The following is a 16,335-nucleotide window of genomic DNA, read 5'->3' as shown; positions in this document are numbered from 1 at the left end:
ATAATTCTGCTCTATTTTTTTACTGTTAACCCACTATGGTGATCTCCGTGACAGACAAAGCGAGCTCAGATGCCAGCACCTTTCAAGGCTTAATCCTGGCGCTGCAAGAATACTGGTCAGATAAAGGCTGCGTTGTGGTACAGCCTCTGGATATGGAAGTAGGGGCAGGCACATTCCACCCAGCTACATTCCTGCGTTCAATCGGGCCGGAAAACTGGAACTCTGCTTACGTACAACCAAGCCGTCGTCCAACTGACGGTCGTTACGGCGACAACCCAAACCGCCTACAACACTACTATCAGTTTCAGGTAGTTATGAAGCCGTCTCCAGACAACCTACAGGAACTATACCTGGGGTCTTTGGAGCGTATTGGCATCGACACTCTGGTACATGACGTTCGCTTCGTAGAAGACAACTGGGAGTCGCCAACACTTGGCGCCTGGGGTCTAGGCTGGGAAGTATGGCTAAATGGAATGGAAGTTTCTCAGTTTACTTACTTCCAACAAGCAGGCGGCATTGAATGTTACCCAGTGACCGGCGAAATAACATACGGCCTGGAACGCCTGGCAATGTATGTTCAGGATGTTGAAAGTGTTTACGACCTGATCTGGACATACAATCCTGACGGCACGCCTGTAACTTATGGCGACGTATTCCATCAGAACGAAGTAGAGCAATCTACTTACAACTTTGAACACGCTGACGTACCTATGCTGTTCACAAATTTCGACCATTACGAAAGCGAATGCCGCAAGCTTCTGGAACTGGATACACCTTTACCATTACCTGCTTACGAACAGGTATTAAAAGCTTCTCATACATTCAACTTGCTTGACGCCCGTCATGCGATTTCAGTGACAGAACGTCAGCGCTACATTCTTCGCGTCCGCACACTGGCCCGCGAAGTTGCTCATGCATATTACGATGCACGTAAAGCACTGGGCTTCCCGATGGCATCTGAAGCCATCCGCAACGAAGTATTAGCCGCCAGTGCAGAGGAGAGCAAGTAATGGCCACGCAAGATTTTTTAGTTGAACTGGGCACGGAAGAACTGCCACCGGCAGCTCTGCAGTCACTCTCCAATGCTCTGAAGCAGGAAATCTGCAATGGCATTCAGGAACAGTTCGGTAAGCAAGTAGCTTTTGCTGACGATGATGTAAATGCATATGCAGCGCCACGCCGCCTTGCTGTTTTGATCAGCAATTTAGAAACAGAAGTACCACGCAGCAGCTTTTTTATGCAAGGCCCGCCAGCCCGTATTGCATATGATGCGGACGGTAACCCAACTAAGGCACTCGCAGGCTTCGCAAAAAAATGCGGCGCAACTGTAGAACAGCTTGAAGAAGTAGACGGCAAAATGGGTTTCCGTCAGGAAACACCTGCTAAACCGTTGATCAACGAGCTGTCCGCTATTGTTGAAAATGCCATCCAAAAACTACCTATCCCTAAGCGCATGCGTTGGGGCGCTTCACGGACTGAATTCGTTCGTCCGACAAAGTGGCTGGTTATGCTGCTTGGTGACCAGGTAATTGAAGGTGAAGTATTTGGGTTAAATCCAGGTCGCTCCACTATGGGTCATCGCTTCCATCACAACGAAGCTATCGAACTGAATAACGCTAACGAATATTTGGAAAACCTGGAAAGCGTTGGCATGGTTATCGCCGACTTCGAAGAACGCCGAGAGAAAATCCGCGCTCAGGTTGAAGCCGAAGGCGTTAAGATCAACGCTGTCATTCAAATAGATGATGACCTGCTAGACGAAGTAACAGCACTTAATGAATGGCCAGTAGCACTCACAGGACGCTTTGATGAGCGCTTTCTGGAGGTACCTTCACAGGCACTCATCAGCTCAATGAAAGAGCACCAGAAATACTTCCACGTGACGGACACAGAAGGGCAGTTACTGCCTTATTTCGTAACGATTGCTAACATCGAATCTAAAGATCCGGCCAAAGTTATCGAAGGAAATGAAAAAGTAATTCGCCCGCGCCTGGCTGATGCAGTCTTCTTCTTCGAAACTGATAAGAAGCAAACACTAGAGTCGCGCATCGAAAAGCTGAAGAACATTGTTTTCCAGAAAGACCTAGGAACTCTGCATGCTAAAGCTGTTCGTGTAGCCTCACTTGCCAAGCACATAGCTGCAACGTTAGATCAGGACCAAGCTAAGGCAGAGCGAGCCGCAATGCTGGCAAAAACTGACTTGATGACCGACATGGTTTTTGAGTTCCCTGATTTACAGGGCCTGATGGGTTACCACTACGCTCTGAATGACGGCGAAGATGAAGCAGTAGCCAAAGCACAGAACGAACAATACATGCCTCGCTTTGCTGGTGATGAATTACCACAAACCGAACCAGGTATTGCTGTGGCACTGGCTGATCGATTAGATACACTGACAGGCCTCTTCGGCATCAACCAGCCACCAACAGGCTCTAAAGATCCATTTGCTCTTCGCCGCGCATCATTAGGTGTTCTAAGAATTATTGTCGAACGCGAACTGGATCTGGACCTGCGTGACCTGATTACAGTTGCAGTTAGCAATCATCAAAACTTGCCAGCTGCTGACGGACTTGAAGAGAAGGTGCTGAGCTTCATGCTTGAGCGTTTCCGTGCCAAGTATGATGATGAAAATATCGCTGCTGAAGTATTCCTTTCTGTTCTTGCTGTTAAGCCAACTAAACCACTGGAATTTGAACAACGTGTTAAAGCTGTAAATCACTTCCAGACACTGAGTGAAGCTGCTGCGCTTGCTGCTGCAAATAAACGGGTATCCAATATCCTAAGCAAGCAGGGCGTTACACAAGCACAGCCAGTCAATCTTGAACTACTACAGGAAGATGCTGAGAAAGCACTAGCAACTGCCGTTTCTGACAAACAGCTGGCACTATCACCACTGTTTGCTGAAGGTGACTTCAAGGCGATCCTTGAGCAGCTAGCAGAATTACGTGGTCCTGTAGATACCTTCTTTGACGACGTCATGGTAATGGCTGAAGATGAGCAGGTACGTAACAACCGCCTGGCTCTACTTGGTCAACTGCGTAATCTGTTCCTTGGTGTTGCAGACATTTCTTTGCTTGGCTAATTAAGCCGCTTAAAATACAAAGCCAGTTGCTAATCCAACTGGCTTTTTTATTGGCTCTTTTTAACGACCTAATTCCCAGGACCAGTATGAAACTAGTAATTCTTGATCGCGATGGCGTTATTAACTACGACTCAGACAATTACATTAAAACTGTCGAAGAATGGCTACCCATTCCCGGTAGTATTGAAGCCATTGCCGCATTAAGCAATGCTGGCTTTAAAGTCTGCATCGCAACCAACCAGTCTGGCCTTGCCCGAGGCTACTTTTCTTCAGAAACACTGACTGCGATGCATGTCAAAATGTCAGATTTAGTGTCACAAGCAGGCGGCACTATTAGCTATATAGAGCACTGCCCACACGGCCCTGATAACGGCTGTAACTGTCGCAAGCCACTCCCCGGCATGATCAACACCATTCTCACTAAATACCCAGAAGTACGCGCTGAGAACGTTTACGTTGTAGGCGACTCACTTCGTGATTTAGAAGCCGGTGTGGCCGCCGGCTGTAAGCCTTTACTTGTAAAAACAGGCAAAGGAGAACGTACACTTACAAAAGGAAATCTGCCAGAAGGCACAATTATTTGTAACGACCTTAGCAGTGCAGTTAATGTCATAGCAGCATAATCACTAACAGGCTGATATGTTTCACGTGAAACTTTAGGAAGGGATTAACCTATGTCCACCATAAAATTTGATAAAGAACAAAAAACAGACATTTTAGATAAGCTTAAAAAGTACTGCGAAGCAGAGTTCGATCTTGAACTGGGACAGTTCGAAGCAGAGTTCTTCCTGGACTTTATTTCAGACAACATCGGCAATCATTATTACAACAAAGCATTGATCGATGCCCAGCAGATTGTTACCCAAAGAACCATGGACATCACTGATGCAATTGATGAAATGAGCAGAATAACCTAAGCAAAAACAACCAGCGTAAGTATCCACTAACATTACTAAAAAAAGAAAAAACAGTTACAAAAGACTATTTCCAAAACAGAGGCTTATATAGTTAGTAAGCACTTACACTGAGAAATCAACCGAATAAATTTAGCTGATCTGAGATCAACTTAGCAGACATACCCAGAGTCATTATGACGATTAATGGCCGGATCCAGCCAGTGCCTTTATTAACAACAACCCGCGCCCCAAGTAACCCACCGATTACCTGACCGCAAGCCATCAGCAAACCCACCATCCAGACAACCTGGCCACCCACAGCAAAGAACAGCAACGAAGCAATATTGGATGTGAAGTTTAAAATTTTTGTGTTTGCTGTCGCTTTAGGCAGGCTATAACCAGCCAGAGCAACAAACGCGATTACAAAAAAAGAGCCGGTACCGGGCCCAAAAAAGCCATCATAGAATCCAACAACAGTGGTACAGCTGAGTGCAAAAGCAAGTGGACCTAAGCGACGTTCTGTATCCCCATCCTGCACTTTTTTAGAAAACATGAAATACAGAGCCATCAACACCAGCAAACCAGGCATAATTAGCGCTAGTACAGATGCATCTATCTGTTGAACCAGTAAAGTGCCGACCATTGCTCCCACAAAGGTCATCACGATCATCAGCCGCATTTGGCGGATATCAACCAAACGCTTACGTATGAAATAAACAGACGCTGCTAGTGTGCCAAAGCTACCTTGTAACTTATTCGTACCCAGAGCCATTAGCGGAGGCATACCGGTAGAAAGCAGAACTGGCAGAGCAATCAACCCGCCACCGCCGGCAATACTGTCAACAAATCCGGCAACCAGCCCTGTCGTAAACAGTAAAAGAAGTAATAACGCATCAAACTCCATCAACCCAACCTCAATCCGCTTCCTTAGAAATAGCGCCTGCAAGTCTAACTGGCTGCACACCGAATGCACGCAAAATATTACCTGAGTTAAGCAGAAAGCTATTCAGAGAAAGATGACAAACATATGAAAACACTAACCAACTAAGCGCCGAAATATTCATCATTAAAAATCAGACAGTTAACGATAAAAGACGACTTTTACGCAAAAATTACAGTTAAATCGCATAAACATGCCTAAAGAGTCTCATAAGAATCTCTTCATTGAATACTTATATTCATCTTTGATGTGAAAAAGTGTCGTTTGTTAAGAAGTCATGACAGGCATATTATTCTCGCAACTGAAAAGCTCAAGTGATCCGGGCAAACAGTATTCTTAACAGCCTATTTTGAGTGATACCGATATGACTAACTTTGATAACTTCATGAAAGACAGCTTCCCACTGGTTGGCGAAACTGAAAAAGACTACTTCCTGCGTATATCTGCAGAATTTAAAGATATGCAGAAGAAAGAAAGCCGTCAGCTACGCAAACAGCGTGTCATCAATCGTCTGAGCAGTGCAGCCAAGCTGTTCAATGTTGATCTGAACCCTAACGTTGTTCGTCCTCAGACTCAGTTTTTCAAAAATACACACTGATCCTGCTGACAAACCAGATTTGCAGACCCTGTTCCCCTCAGAGCTGCAACCTCTAAAAAGCCCTGCTGCCAATTCCTGTTGCACCACAGGTCCTATGGCAGCGGGGCTTTTGTTTATTTGAGAACTCTCTACAGAGTTCCAAAGCAAAAATTATGACCCTGAAAACAGTTTTGCTGCCAGCAAATGTTCAATAAGACAACGTGTGCGCAGCGGCATTTGTCTGCGTGATGGATACACCAGTGAAAACTGCAATGCTTCACCTTGTAATTGAGGCATCAATCGCTCCAAACTACCGCCCTGTAACGCCTCTGTAACTGTTGAAGGCAGCAGACAACCTATCCCAAGCCCAGCTAACACCATTCGCTGCATCATCAACGGCGAATTACACATGTGATAGTTTGCCGGGCTAAAACTCACCGGCTGATCGTTCAGATAAAGATGAATTTCTGCAACAGGGCTTGCCTGCTGCAGCAGTATCCAACGATGCTTTGCAAGCTCATCAATACTCCCAGGAATGCCATTAGCCTGCAGGTATGCTGACGACGCCAGAATATGCATTCGATCTTCGAATAACGGCCGCATAATCAGAGAATCATCACCGGGCACACCCACCCGAATAGCCACGTCAATTTGTTCCGTTATCAGATCAAGACGATCATCGTTAAGAATCAGATCCAGCTGAATCCTGGGGTACTTTTTCTGAAAGCTTTCCAGGACCGGTAATAATCTGGCAATAGCAATATCATGATTAACAGTCAGAGCAACCCGACCACGTGCAACTTCCTGACTACTGGCGATCTCTACATCCGTCAGGATCTTCGGCAGGTCACTGGCTCGGGCGTACACCTCCCGGCCTTCCATCGTCATACTTAATTGCCGGGTTGTTCGGTTCAGTAAACGTACGCCTAAATTACTTTCTAATTGCGCAACCTGCTCACTGACTCTGGAACGACTGCTACGAAGTTTCCGTGCAGCTGCTGCAAAGCTGCCACAGGAAACCACTTCAACAAATACAGCCAGATATTTCAGCTGATTAAAATCAATTGTACTCATACTCAGACCAATCTATCCGATATTAACCATCTAATCATGACAATCATTATTTTCCATACTGGACTCAGTTAGCAATAAGCAAATTACAGGAGTCACACAATGATTGTTGTCACAGGCGCAAACGGCCAGTTGGGCCAACTGGTTATCAAAGAATTACTACAGCGAATTCCTGCTGCACACATCGTCGCAGCTGTCCGAAATCCGGATGCTGCTGACGAGCTTATAAAGCAGGGCGTACAGGTTCGCCACGCTGACTATGACCAACCTGAAACGTTAACAGCAGCCTTTGCTGGTGCCGATAAGGTTTTACTGATTTCTTCGAATGCTGTCGGCCAACGCGTTGCTCAGCATCAGGCCGTCATCCAGGCTGCTGAGCAGACTGGTATTAAACTGCTTGCTTATACGAGCATTCTGCACTGCGACCAGTCACCAATGCAGCTGGCAGATGAGCATAAAGCAACCGAAGCACTGCTAAACGCATCGTCTGTTGATTCTGTATTACTTCGTAATGGCTGGTATAGCGAGAACTACACGATGAACATTCCTGCAGTTCTTAAGATGCAGACACTCTATGGCTGTGCTGCTGAGGGACGCTTTGCCTCTGCAAGTCGTCAGGATTACGCTACTGCGGCAGCAACAGTTCTGACAAGCGAGAATCAGGCAGGCAAAATTTATGAACTGGCTGGCGACAGCAGTTTTGATTTAAGTGAGTTTGCTGCACAGCTTAGCCAGCAAAGCGGCAAGCAAGTTAGCTACCAGAACTTAAGTGAACCGGACTTTACCCAGGGACTGCTCAAAGCAGGCTTACCAGAGGGCTTTGCCTCAATCCTCGCGAATGCGGAAAGCGGGGCAGCAGAAGGTTGGTTGTTTGACGACAGCAAAGCCTTACAAGCGCTTATTGGCCGACCAACCACAACGATAGCCGACACAATTAAAGCAGCACTGGCTTAACTGTAGAGCCGCAGGTAACTGTTCAGGCAGTTACCTGATTATCACCTGCCGTACAGGCACATATCCGGTTACGCCCGGTACGTTTAGCTAAATACAGCTGCTCATCCGCCAACTCTATGATCGCATTCTGTGTCAGGCTAATATCTTTCCTCACTGTAGCAAGTCCTACAGAGACAGTTACTCTGTCGCTCACAGCTGAACCTACGTGTGGAATATGCAGACTGGATATCCGCTCCATGATTTTCTCAGCGACCTTAGTAGCGCCTTTAAAATTGGTATTCGGTAACACAATGACAAACTCTTCGCCGCCAAAACGTGCTGCGATATCACTGTCCCGTATGCAGGTTTCCTGTAAAGCTATTGCGACTTCCTGCAAGCAAGAGTCGCCCTCAAGATGGCCGTAAATATCATTAAATTGCTTAAAGTAGTCGATATCTATCAGCATTAGTGACAGTTCTGCAGAATGACGGTCACGTCTGATAACTTCTTTACTCAAAGCCTGATCCAGATAACGCCGGTTCGCCAACCCTGTCAGTCCATCTTCCATGGATATTTTCTTTAACCGTAAGTTTGCTTTTTGTAACTCATCTGTACGCGCAGCCACTCTGGTTTCGAGCAACTCCTGTTCATTAAACAAGGCAACAATAGCTTTTTTTCTTGCTCTGACGTTTCGGTATAACAGACCGATCAATACACTCTGTAAAACTACAAAAACCAGCACCCCAATAATTAACACCCAGTACCGGGCCCACAGAGTTTTTGGCATTCCCTTCACGTCCGCCCAGTCAGGCAACCGGGACAGGGGCACTCCAAACTTCTTAAGCTGCTGATAGTTAAATACATTCAGAGCTGGGCTGGACATCATTACCGGAATATCATCTGCAGTTTCTCCGTTAATAATTCGTAACGCCATTTTCGCCATCATCCGTCCCTGCTCGATACCGGTGATCACATGGCCACCGGTAGCACCGGCTTTCAGATGAAAAGGCCAATAAGTATAAACAGGAAAAGGACTAACATCAGTGACAAGCTTCCCATACTCAATACGCGAATACTTACGGCCTGTAGAATGGCTATTTGTTACATCGCCGGTCAGAAAAACCAGGCTTTTCTTCGGCATTCTAGCTAAACGTTCAGCAACTTCTGCCTGACTCATATTAAGTAATTCGACAACTTCATAAGCCCTTTTCAACGATTCAATGACAGGCTTAGCAGTCTGATAAATCCCCCGTGTACTGGCCTCTCCGGTAGATAAAACAAACGCTAATGCTTCTGTTTTCGGGTGAACAGACAAGGCCATATCAATGCCGGCCAGATAATCAATTTTTTCATTAACACCCGTTACATTTGGCATGCCTTCAATAACATCAGGTGTGAAATTGTTATACCCGGAAAAGACGACCGGTATATCCGGAAAGAGAACCACTCGATATTCTTTTAGAAAATTAAAAGCGTAGTTATCAGATGTAAGAATAATATCGGGACGGTAGTCTCTGTATTTGGCAGAGATCAGGCGAAGCAGTGAAGCCTGTATACGTACATAGTCAAAACGTACAGCATCAATATGCTCAATAGAAAGCTCAATTTCCTTCCCGGAATTTGTCAGTACTTCCTGTACACCAGCCTTGATGTCATCACTCCATTCATAGCCGGGATGATAAGAATTAATATACAGCACCCGAATTGGCGAAGTATTAGCAATGGCAGAACCTGGCAGCATACCCAGTGAAAATATGACTCCAACAAGTATTAAAAGCCTACGACGCAACCACATTATACTGCCTATTTATTGAGCTACAGGACCTTAGTATAACGAGGCTAAAAGCTGCGTCATCCGAAAATGAACAAAATAACGAACAAAAAAGCCAGTTTTGACCAGCACCTGAACAGCACCTTAAAAACCAGTTTAAGACAAGGTACTTATAGCCAAAGTAACGCGTTTTAAGTGCATTTTTTCAACTTAATTTGGATTTTTTTAAGAAATTAAAAAGGCGCATAAAGCGCCTTATTAAGGCTCTTAAAGTACAGATCCGTAGTAAATAACTTACGCTTCCTATTTGCCAGCAGCTAACCCGATACCCAGTACCAAAAAGCTCAGTGCAGTAAAACGCTTTTGTCTGGCTTGCCATTGCGGTTGACGCAACAACACGCGTAATTTCTTTGCCAGCAACAAGTGCAGACCTGCATTAGTTAAAAATATTCCCATGAAAGTGCTGCCCAAAACCATTAGCTGCAAACTCAGGCTTACTTGCTGATCAATAAACGGTGGGAAAAAAGCGCCATAAAACAACAGTGATTTAGGATTCGTTGCATTGATAAGAAACCCTTCCGCCAGAGCTCTTATCCGTGTCTTTTCAACAAATACCTGCTCAAAACTCTGCGTAGCTCTCAGGCTGCGGAACTGCGCCCATGCTAACCAGAACAGAAATAACACACCGCACCAGCGAATCACCTCAAATAAAACTGCCGATTCAGCAAGAATGACATGTACTCCCAGCGCCATCAGAGAAAAAAACATCAAATGCGCAAGTACCGCACCGCAAATACAAAAGCCTGCCTGGCGGCTGCTTTGCAAGGCACTTGTCATGATCACCAGGTTTGTCGGACCAGGCACTATTACGATAACAATGGTTGCCAAACTGAATGCCAGCCAGATACTCACATCCATCACATACACTCCGATATACAGTTACTTTAAAGCAACCATTGTGACTAAACTTGCTGAATTAACCTTGCTATTCATGCTTGATAAGCATTGGTTACTACAATAGTCTTTCAATAAGTAATCATTAACTGAAAGAATCTGCCTATCATGCAACCCGATAAAACCGACATGCGTATTATGGAAATACTTCAGGAAGAGGGCCGTCTGAGTAATGCCAAACTTGCTGAGCAGCTATCATTAAGTGAAACCCCTTGCTGGCGCCGTCTCAGACAATTGGAGCAGGAAGGTTATATTGAAGGCTACCAGGCCAATGTAAACCGTCGGAAGTTAGGTTTAGGTGTACTGGCATTCGTTCAGATCAGCTTTGCTCAGCACATAGCTGTTAACGCAGAATTTGAACAAACTATTATGCAATGCCCAAATATTCTGACTTGCCATAACACCACAGGAGATGCGGACTTTCTGCTCCAGGTGGTTGCCAAAAACCTGGACGATTACAGCCGTTTTCTCGAAGAGGTCTTGCGCAAAATACCAGGTGTCACCAGTATTCATTCAAACCTATCGCTACGGGAAATCAAATCATCTAACCGACTTCCGGTAGACTGATCAGAAATACAGCTGTTTGTAGACTGTACTTAACTTAAAGACCTATGAAGTAAGTAAATATTCACTTCAGATGTTTTATTACCGCTTGGTAGGGCGGTACAGCAAAGAATTCCGGCACATTAAATGGCGCCATCGTCGTGACCATCTTAAAAGGCTCCAATGCCTCCGGCGGATAAAACATCTGGTCCAGAGAAGCTTGCTGCTGATAGCGTTGATAAAGCTTATCTATATCGTCTTTCAGCTGTCTGATGCTGTGTGGGCTAAAAAGCCGGCTGGTTGAATAAAACGGATAATCACCTTGATGCTGCGCGCTGATAGTCTGTGCAATAAATGCCTGATTCACTTCTACAAGGGTTTGATGCAAGGGGCCATCTAAACGCCAGCGAATAGGCATATTTACCACCAGATGCACAGAATCATTCACACCTATACGGACTAGCTGTAGCTTTTCTAGCTTTCGCATATACAGATAAACATCTGCTGACGACAGCTGGTTATAGTGCCCGATTGCCCGCGCATCGAAACCACTGAGCAATAATATCAGGCAACTAAAAAGTCCTGGCTGTTCTGCAAGTACCTGCTCGGTTTCCAGCGGTAATGTTGCTGGCTCAGAAGGGGCCTGCTCAGCCAGCTTTAGTAAATCAGCAACACTTACGCCAATTGCCTCGCATATATCCAGCAAGCGGCTCATTTTACAGTCCTGCTCCTGAAATAAGCGTTTTATCGTCACTTCTGAAGTATTCAGCATGCTTGCCAAATCACGGTACCGGATCCCCTGCGCCTTCAACACTTGTCTGAGGGCGCTGAACAACCCGCCTAATTCCTGTTCTGGTGACATGCACTGATCCTCACTCGGCATAAAAGCATCGTATTTTGATACTTAATATCAAACAAATTGCCAAAAAGACACACATATCTATCCTTCATTCCACGGCCGTTACCTATATCACTCCAGCATCCGTTACTTAAGAGGCAATCATGTATCCTGTAAAAATCAGTAACATCATCAGCACCGCAAGCCTGCTGCTTAGCGTCAGTTTTAACCTCAGCGCTAGCAACACTTTTGAGCAGCCCCTTTGGCAATTGCAGCAACTTGATCAACCAGAATCTGTTGCCGCAGACCCTGATAATCAGTGGCTATATGTATCCAACATAAACGGCGCACCAACAGAACTAAACGGCAAAGGCTATATCAGTAGGGTGAACAAGCAGGGCAAGCAGTTTTCTCAGCACTGGCTAACCGGTCTTGATGCACCTAAAGGACTGGCGATTAATAACGGTAAGCTTTATGTTGCCGATATGCAGACACTGCATGTTATTAACTTATCCACAGGAATAGTCCAACAGCGCCACAAGCTGGAAAACGCAGTAATGCTGAATGACATAACCGTCGGTTCAGATGACACTGTGTATGTTTCAGACATGCTAGGTGGCGGTATTTACCAATTAAAAAACAATCAGTTATCTATGTGGATAGAACCTGAAAAGTTACCACACCCGAACGGCTTACTTTGGGAAAAAAACCAATTGCTGATAGCAAGCTGGGGGCTGGATATGCAAGCCGATTTCACAACCACAATCCCTGGTAGCCTGTACCAGGTAAATCCTAGCGACAAAGTATTACAGCCACTTGCAACCGGATATCAACTGGGCAATCTGGATGGCATCGTCAGTCATAAAAATGCTTTATATGTCAGTGACTGGATCAGCGGTGAGCTTTATCAGCTAAAAGATAATCAGCGGCAAAAAGTACTCAGCAGCAATCCGGGGTTGGCAGACATAGGCGGGGAAGGTGACATCTTGTATGCACCTATGATGATGGATAACGCACTGATGGCATGGCAGCTTCCATAAACACAGCATACGGCAGGTATGAGTAGATCTCATACCTGTAACCCGACGGGCACTAAGCTGCATGCTATACATAATTGAAACGACCTGCTTAATCTGGCAATGAAAGCTCATCCCAGCAGTCTGATATAAAGCAGTGTGTATAACCGGTATTCGGCTTACATTTGCAGTACTGCCACTTTTTGTTTTAATACGGACTGCTTTCTGACATTTGTTAGTAGTCAGCAGAACGGACTCTTCGCATACCAAGCAGTTATTCACTCCTGAATTTGGCTTACGCAGACTCTTAAAATGGATTTTGATTGAGTGTTTTACTGTGGAAATATTTAACAGCTGGATTGCTTTAGCACTGCTCGGGCCACTGTTCTGGACCCTGTCCGACTTTATCGACAAATTGGTTATTGATGCGCATACCAAAGGCATTTTCGATTTCCTATTCTCATTCTCCCTAACCAGTTGGCTATGCCTTCTGTTGTTAATTCTCTGGTTCGGCATACCCAGTTTTTCTAGTCATGGTGCCATCGCCATAGGGCTGGGATTTGCAACCACAACATCCTTTTACTTTTATGCCAGGGGTCTGCAATACACAGATACCTCACTGGCAATCCTGACGTTTAAGCTGGTACCAATTCTTGCGATATTATTCGCCTGGCTGTTTTTTTCAGCCACCATTGAGCTGCGGGAATTACTTGCTGCCAGCATTGTATTAGGTGGCGCTGGCTATCTGTTTCTGAATATTGAAGGTGGACGGCTAAAAATCAGCAAGGGCCTCTCCTGGATACTACTGGCCGTCGCAATGTGGGCAGTGATCTTTGTTCTTGCGGATCACATTCTGAAAAGCATCCCGTTTTCTGAATACATGGTATTTGACACGCTGGGGGCCAGCCTGGTCACTTTACCACTACTGCTTATGCCCAATGCCCGACGCGAAATTCATGCGGGTATTCGCAGCGCAACGCCAGCCAAATACGGCTGGTTCTTCCTGAATACGTTTTCCGATTTTCTTGCTCAGGTTTGCCTGAAGAAAGCATTTTCTCTGGCGCCCACAGTTGGCATTGTTAGTGTCGTCACACAGATTCAGTCCATCTACGGCATTCTGACCGGCATCCTGCTAACACTGTTATTTCCCAGAGTTATCAGCGAAGACATTTCCCCCCGGAACCTGCTCAGAAAGCTAACCGGCACCCTGATTATTGTTTTTGGAATTTACATAGCACTCATTAAATAAGGAGCAGTATTATGTTTATGCCAGCAATCGAAAATCACCTCAAAGTAACTCCATCACCATACAAAGCCAATATCGATGACTTCCTGAGTCATTGCGCTTTTCTTGAACAGTTTCTGCAGGAAGACGTGGTCCGGCGTCTAAAGCAAATCAGCGATGCAGAACTGAACTACTATCAGTTCTGCAACTTGCCCATCCCAGATCCAGTTTCACCTACTCCCAGCCAGCTCACAGACATAGGCTGCAAAGAAGACTATTGCTGGGAGCAATCGCCGCGCACCTTGGCAATATCTTTGGTTACCGGGAACAGAATGGTTTTGTCATTCACGATATATTTCCGTTGCAGACTCAGGAATTCAGCAACACCGGCTCGAGCTCCCGGCGCTCACTGGCATTTCATTCTGATGGTGCATCTCACCCTGTCATCACACCGGACTTTTTATTGCTGTATTGCATCCGACCCGATAAGCAGGTCTGCAATCACATCATTGAGCTCCCGCAATTGCTCGCCAGCCTGCCGGATACAGTTATCCACATGTTGAAACAACCATGCTTTCGTCATCTGGTCGATGAAGAACTGCGGGTAGTGGATAAGGATAACTTTATTATGCAGCCTGTTATCTGCGAAGAGCAGGGCAGGCTAATCATTAAATACGATTATGATCTCACTTTTGGCACAGATATCCACAGCTGTCAGGCACTGGAAATACTTAACCAACATATTGCAGATCACACCACCAAACTGGATAACCATGCCAACACACTGTTGGTGATCAATAACAAAACCTGCCTGCATGGCCGATCAGCATTTATCCCCAGATACGACGGCTCAGATCGCTGGATTCAATCAGCCTTCGTAAGCAGATGTAATATTCGTAACGGTGCAGTTATCCACACCCAATAAGACTAAACAACAGCGGCAGGGAAGCTGCTGTTTTAACCAACAACATGCGTTTGCTAATCAAAGGGCTGCATTTTAAAATCTCAACATTACTTGAGACCAAAGCAGTGAAGACAAAAAATATTCCTAATAAAGAACTCTCAGTAGGTGAGGTTGCGTCCCGTAGTGGCTTGCCAATATCGACTATTCACTTCTATGAAACGAAGGGCTTAATCAGCTCGCAAAGAAATAACGGCAATCATCGGCGTTACTTACGAGGTGTGCTGCGTAAACTCGCCGTGATTAAAGTCGCCCAGAAAGCTGGTATTCCCTTAAGTGAGATCAAACAGGCAATGAGCCAGCTGAGCAATGATAAAACCATTACCGCTGATGACTGGACACAACTTGCTGAGTCCTGGCGCGCACAACTAAATGAACGTATCGATCAGCTTACCCGGCTAAGAGACACTCTTGGGTACTGCATTGGCTGCGGCTGTCTTTCAGTAAACGACTGTGAACTGATTAACCCGGAAGATAAATTAGGTGAAAAAGGACCCGGCGCTTACTACCTTGATCCTGACGTAGAACTGGACTTGTAATCGCAAGCAAAGTAACTCCTGTATGTATCTGCTTTTTTGCTCTGGACTGTCTGACGCCGGGTTAAATCTCATATATTCAATTGATAAACCGAGCCTTATTCATCGTCCGTTACTTTCATTGCTTCTACAAGCGATGCTAACAGGATCAGAAGAGGCTCTTTCTGCCGGTCTGAGCGATAAGCAAATAGCACCCGTACCGGCTTTTCAATTTCGCCCAGTAATTCAATTTCACCTTTGGCTGCCGCAGGTTCAGCTGTCGTTGCGTGTAACAAGCCGACACCGACACCACCTGCCACCAGCGTTTTCGTTACCTGTTCCCGGTCAATGCTTATAATCCGTTCCGGACGTATCTGATGTTGCTCAAACAGTCGCTCTGCGGCCCGTCCACAACAAGTACCAGACGTGGGACACACAATCCAGGGAAGCTGCTCTAGCTGAGCCCAGTTAATCTGTTCCGACACTGGCACTAAACCTGGAGGCGCTGCCAGATAAAGGCCAAAACGAGCCACCTCAAAGGCTGTAAACGCCTTATCAGGTTCAGCTGCAGTATTATAAAAACCGGCATCTAACTCACCCAGACGAATGCCTTCCAGAATATCTTCTGAATGACCATGACGAAGTGTCACATCAACATCCTGATGCTGTTCTGCCAGTCTGGTCAGTAAGCGCCCCAGTAACTCCGTACAGCCATCGCCTCCCATTCCCAGGCGTAAATGACCAGAGACCCGGCCACGGATACGGCTGGCTTCATCCAGAACTTCACGATGAGCAGCCAGCGTCTGCTCAGCCTTAATCAGCAAGCGCTGACCGTCCGCCGTCAGTTGCATCCCCTTTGGCGTTCGCTCAAAGAGCGCCAGCCTAAGCGTATCCTCAATAGCTTTAATATGCGCACTAACCGCCGGCTGGCTCAAATACAGTCTTTCTGCCGCACGGGTAATACTGCCTTCACCGGCAACAGTTACAAAAGTCTTCAGCTGATGAATTTCCAT

17 protein-coding genes are annotated in these 16,335 nt (G+C 45.9%); 11 read left to right on the top strand and 6 right to left on the bottom strand.

What is annotated here, in order from left to right; genetic code table 11:
* Positions 1–35: 35 nt before the first annotated feature.
* The 4 genes from glyQ to OCU49_RS00235 all read left to right on the top strand — a co-directional run bounded on the left by glyQ (position 36) and on the right by OCU49_RS00235 (position 3,999).
* Complete coding sequence (gene glyQ / locus OCU49_RS00250; RefSeq protein WP_261843023.1) at positions 36–1,010, top strand: glycine--tRNA ligase subunit alpha; 975 nt, start codon at positions 36–38, stop codon at positions 1,008–1,010.
* Positions 1,010–3,082 carry a glycine--tRNA ligase subunit beta gene (gene glyS / locus OCU49_RS00245; RefSeq protein ID WP_261843022.1) on the top strand — a complete coding sequence of 691 codons (2,073 nt, stop codon included), beginning with the start codon at positions 1,010–1,012 and terminating at the stop codon, positions 3,080–3,082. The genes glyQ and glyS overlap by 1 nt, the downstream gene beginning before the upstream one ends.
* Before the next feature lie 86 nt (positions 3,083–3,168).
* On the top strand, positions 3,169–3,705 hold the full coding sequence (gene gmhB / locus OCU49_RS00240; protein ID WP_261843021.1) for a D-glycero-beta-D-manno-heptose 1,7-bisphosphate 7-phosphatase: 537 nt from the start codon (positions 3,169–3,171) through the stop codon (positions 3,703–3,705).
* A gap of 51 nt (positions 3,706–3,756) precedes the next feature.
* Positions 3,757–3,999, top strand: a complete 243-nt coding sequence (locus OCU49_RS00235; RefSeq protein ID WP_261843020.1) for a DUF2164 domain-containing protein — start codon at positions 3,757–3,759, stop codon at positions 3,997–3,999.
* A 115-nt stretch (positions 4,000–4,114) separates the two neighbouring features.
* Here the strand turns inward: OCU49_RS00235 and OCU49_RS00230 are convergent, their stop codons facing one another.
* Positions 4,115–4,882, bottom strand: coding sequence for a TSUP family transporter (locus OCU49_RS00230; protein WP_261843019.1), 768 nt, complete (start codon positions 4,880–4,882; stop codon positions 4,115–4,117).
* Between the two features lie 400 nt (positions 4,883–5,282).
* Between OCU49_RS00230 and OCU49_RS00225 the strand changes: the two genes are divergently transcribed.
* Complete coding sequence (locus tag OCU49_RS00225; RefSeq protein WP_261843018.1) at positions 5,283–5,516, top strand: hypothetical protein; 234 nt, start codon at positions 5,283–5,285, stop codon at positions 5,514–5,516.
* Positions 5,517–5,666: 150 nt separating this feature from the next.
* Here OCU49_RS00225 and OCU49_RS00220 read toward each other — a convergent pair whose 3' ends face one another.
* A complete protein-coding gene (locus OCU49_RS00220) occupies positions 5,667–6,569 on the bottom strand; it encodes a LysR family transcriptional regulator (protein WP_261843017.1) in 903 nt (300 codons plus the stop codon).
* Positions 6,570–6,668: 99 nt separating this feature from the next.
* On the opposite strand from OCU49_RS00220, the gene OCU49_RS00215 reads away from it, so the two are divergent.
* A complete protein-coding gene (locus OCU49_RS00215; RefSeq protein ID WP_261843016.1) occupies positions 6,669–7,520 on the top strand; it encodes an SDR family oxidoreductase in 852 nt (283 codons plus the stop codon).
* A 22-nt stretch (positions 7,521–7,542) separates the two neighbouring features.
* Here OCU49_RS00215 and OCU49_RS00210 read toward each other — a convergent pair whose 3' ends face one another.
* Both OCU49_RS00210 and OCU49_RS00205 read right to left on the bottom strand, forming a co-directional pair.
* Positions 7,543–9,294 (bottom strand): ABC transporter substrate binding protein, encoded by a 1,752-nt coding sequence (locus OCU49_RS00210; protein WP_261843015.1) that lies wholly within the window; start codon positions 9,292–9,294, stop codon positions 7,543–7,545.
* Positions 9,295–9,573: 279 nt separating this feature from the next.
* On the bottom strand, positions 9,574–10,188 hold the full coding sequence (locus OCU49_RS00205; protein ID WP_261845288.1) for a LysE family translocator: 615 nt from the start codon (positions 10,186–10,188) through the stop codon (positions 9,574–9,576).
* 144 nt (positions 10,189–10,332) lie between these two features.
* On the opposite strand from OCU49_RS00205, the gene OCU49_RS00200 reads away from it, so the two are divergent.
* A complete protein-coding gene (locus OCU49_RS00200) occupies positions 10,333–10,791 on the top strand; it encodes an Lrp/AsnC family transcriptional regulator (RefSeq protein WP_261843014.1) in 459 nt (152 codons plus the stop codon).
* 61 nt (positions 10,792–10,852) lie between these two features.
* Here the strand turns inward: OCU49_RS00200 and OCU49_RS00195 are convergent, their stop codons facing one another.
* Complete coding sequence (locus OCU49_RS00195) at positions 10,853–11,629, bottom strand: helix-turn-helix domain-containing protein (protein ID WP_261843013.1); 777 nt, start codon at positions 11,627–11,629, stop codon at positions 10,853–10,855.
* Positions 11,630–11,769: 140 nt separating this feature from the next.
* On the opposite strand from OCU49_RS00195, the gene OCU49_RS00190 reads away from it, so the two are divergent.
* The 4 genes from OCU49_RS00190 (at position 11,770) to soxR (ending at position 15,346) form a co-directional block, all read left to right on the top strand.
* On the top strand, positions 11,770–12,645 hold the full coding sequence (locus tag OCU49_RS00190) for an NHL repeat-containing protein (protein WP_261843012.1): 876 nt from the start codon (positions 11,770–11,772) through the stop codon (positions 12,643–12,645).
* 313 nt (positions 12,646–12,958) lie between these two features.
* On the top strand, positions 12,959–13,870 hold the full coding sequence (locus tag OCU49_RS00185; protein WP_261843011.1) for an EamA family transporter: 912 nt from the start codon (positions 12,959–12,961) through the stop codon (positions 13,868–13,870).
* Between the two features lie 253 nt (positions 13,871–14,123).
* Positions 14,124–14,771, top strand: a complete 648-nt coding sequence (locus OCU49_RS00180) for a TauD/TfdA family dioxygenase (RefSeq protein ID WP_261843010.1) — start codon at positions 14,124–14,126, stop codon at positions 14,769–14,771.
* A gap of 104 nt (positions 14,772–14,875) precedes the next feature.
* Positions 14,876–15,346 carry a redox-sensitive transcriptional activator SoxR gene (gene soxR, locus OCU49_RS00175; protein WP_261843009.1) on the top strand — a complete coding sequence of 157 codons (471 nt, stop codon included), beginning with the start codon at positions 14,876–14,878 and terminating at the stop codon, positions 15,344–15,346.
* Between the two features lie 95 nt (positions 15,347–15,441).
* Here the strand turns inward: soxR and OCU49_RS00170 are convergent, their stop codons facing one another.
* Entirely contained in the window at positions 15,442–16,335 is an 894-nt protein-coding gene (locus OCU49_RS00170) for a LysR family transcriptional regulator (RefSeq protein WP_261843008.1), read from the bottom strand.

It is taken from the genome of Aliamphritea ceti (assembly GCF_024347215.1).
In the GTDB taxonomy this organism is placed as follows: domain Bacteria; phylum Pseudomonadota; class Gammaproteobacteria; order Pseudomonadales; family Balneatricaceae; genus Amphritea; species Amphritea ceti.
Note: the sequence above shows the minus strand (reverse complement) of the source record. Positions and strands in the feature narration are given on the sequence as shown.

Bases quoted from the DNA above. Each gene is read 5' to 3' on its own strand.
- glyQ (WP_261843023.1), top strand. From the start codon at position 36: ATGGTGATCTCCGTGACAGACAAAGCGAGCTCAGATGCCAGCACCTTT.
- glyS (WP_261843022.1), top strand. From the start codon at position 1,010: ATGGCCACGCAAGATTTTTTAGTTGAACTGGGCACGGAAGAACTGCCA.
- gmhB (WP_261843021.1), top strand. From the start codon at position 3,169: ATGAAACTAGTAATTCTTGATCGCGATGGCGTTATTAACTACGACTCA.
- OCU49_RS00235 (WP_261843020.1), top strand. From the start codon at position 3,757: ATGTCCACCATAAAATTTGATAAAGAACAAAAAACAGACATTTTAGAT.
- OCU49_RS00230 (WP_261843019.1), bottom strand. From the start codon at position 4,882: ATGGAGTTTGATGCGTTATTACTTCTTTTACTGTTTACGACAGGGCTG.
- OCU49_RS00225 (WP_261843018.1), top strand. From the start codon at position 5,283: ATGACTAACTTTGATAACTTCATGAAAGACAGCTTCCCACTGGTTGGC.
- OCU49_RS00220 (WP_261843017.1), bottom strand. From the start codon at position 6,569: ATGAGTACAATTGATTTTAATCAGCTGAAATATCTGGCTGTATTTGTT.
- OCU49_RS00215 (WP_261843016.1), top strand. From the start codon at position 6,669: ATGATTGTTGTCACAGGCGCAAACGGCCAGTTGGGCCAACTGGTTATC.
- OCU49_RS00210 (WP_261843015.1), bottom strand. From the start codon at position 9,294: ATGTGGTTGCGTCGTAGGCTTTTAATACTTGTTGGAGTCATATTTTCA.
- OCU49_RS00205 (WP_261845288.1), bottom strand. From the start codon at position 10,188: ATGGATGTGAGTATCTGGCTGGCATTCAGTTTGGCAACCATTGTTATC.
- OCU49_RS00200 (WP_261843014.1), top strand. From the start codon at position 10,333: ATGCAACCCGATAAAACCGACATGCGTATTATGGAAATACTTCAGGAA.
- OCU49_RS00195 (WP_261843013.1), bottom strand. From the start codon at position 11,629: ATGTCACCAGAACAGGAATTAGGCGGGTTGTTCAGCGCCCTCAGACAA.
- OCU49_RS00190 (WP_261843012.1), top strand. From the start codon at position 11,770: ATGTATCCTGTAAAAATCAGTAACATCATCAGCACCGCAAGCCTGCTG.
- OCU49_RS00170 (WP_261843008.1), bottom strand. From the start codon at position 16,335: ATGGAAATTCATCAGCTGAAGACTTTTGTAACTGTTGCCGGTGAAGGC.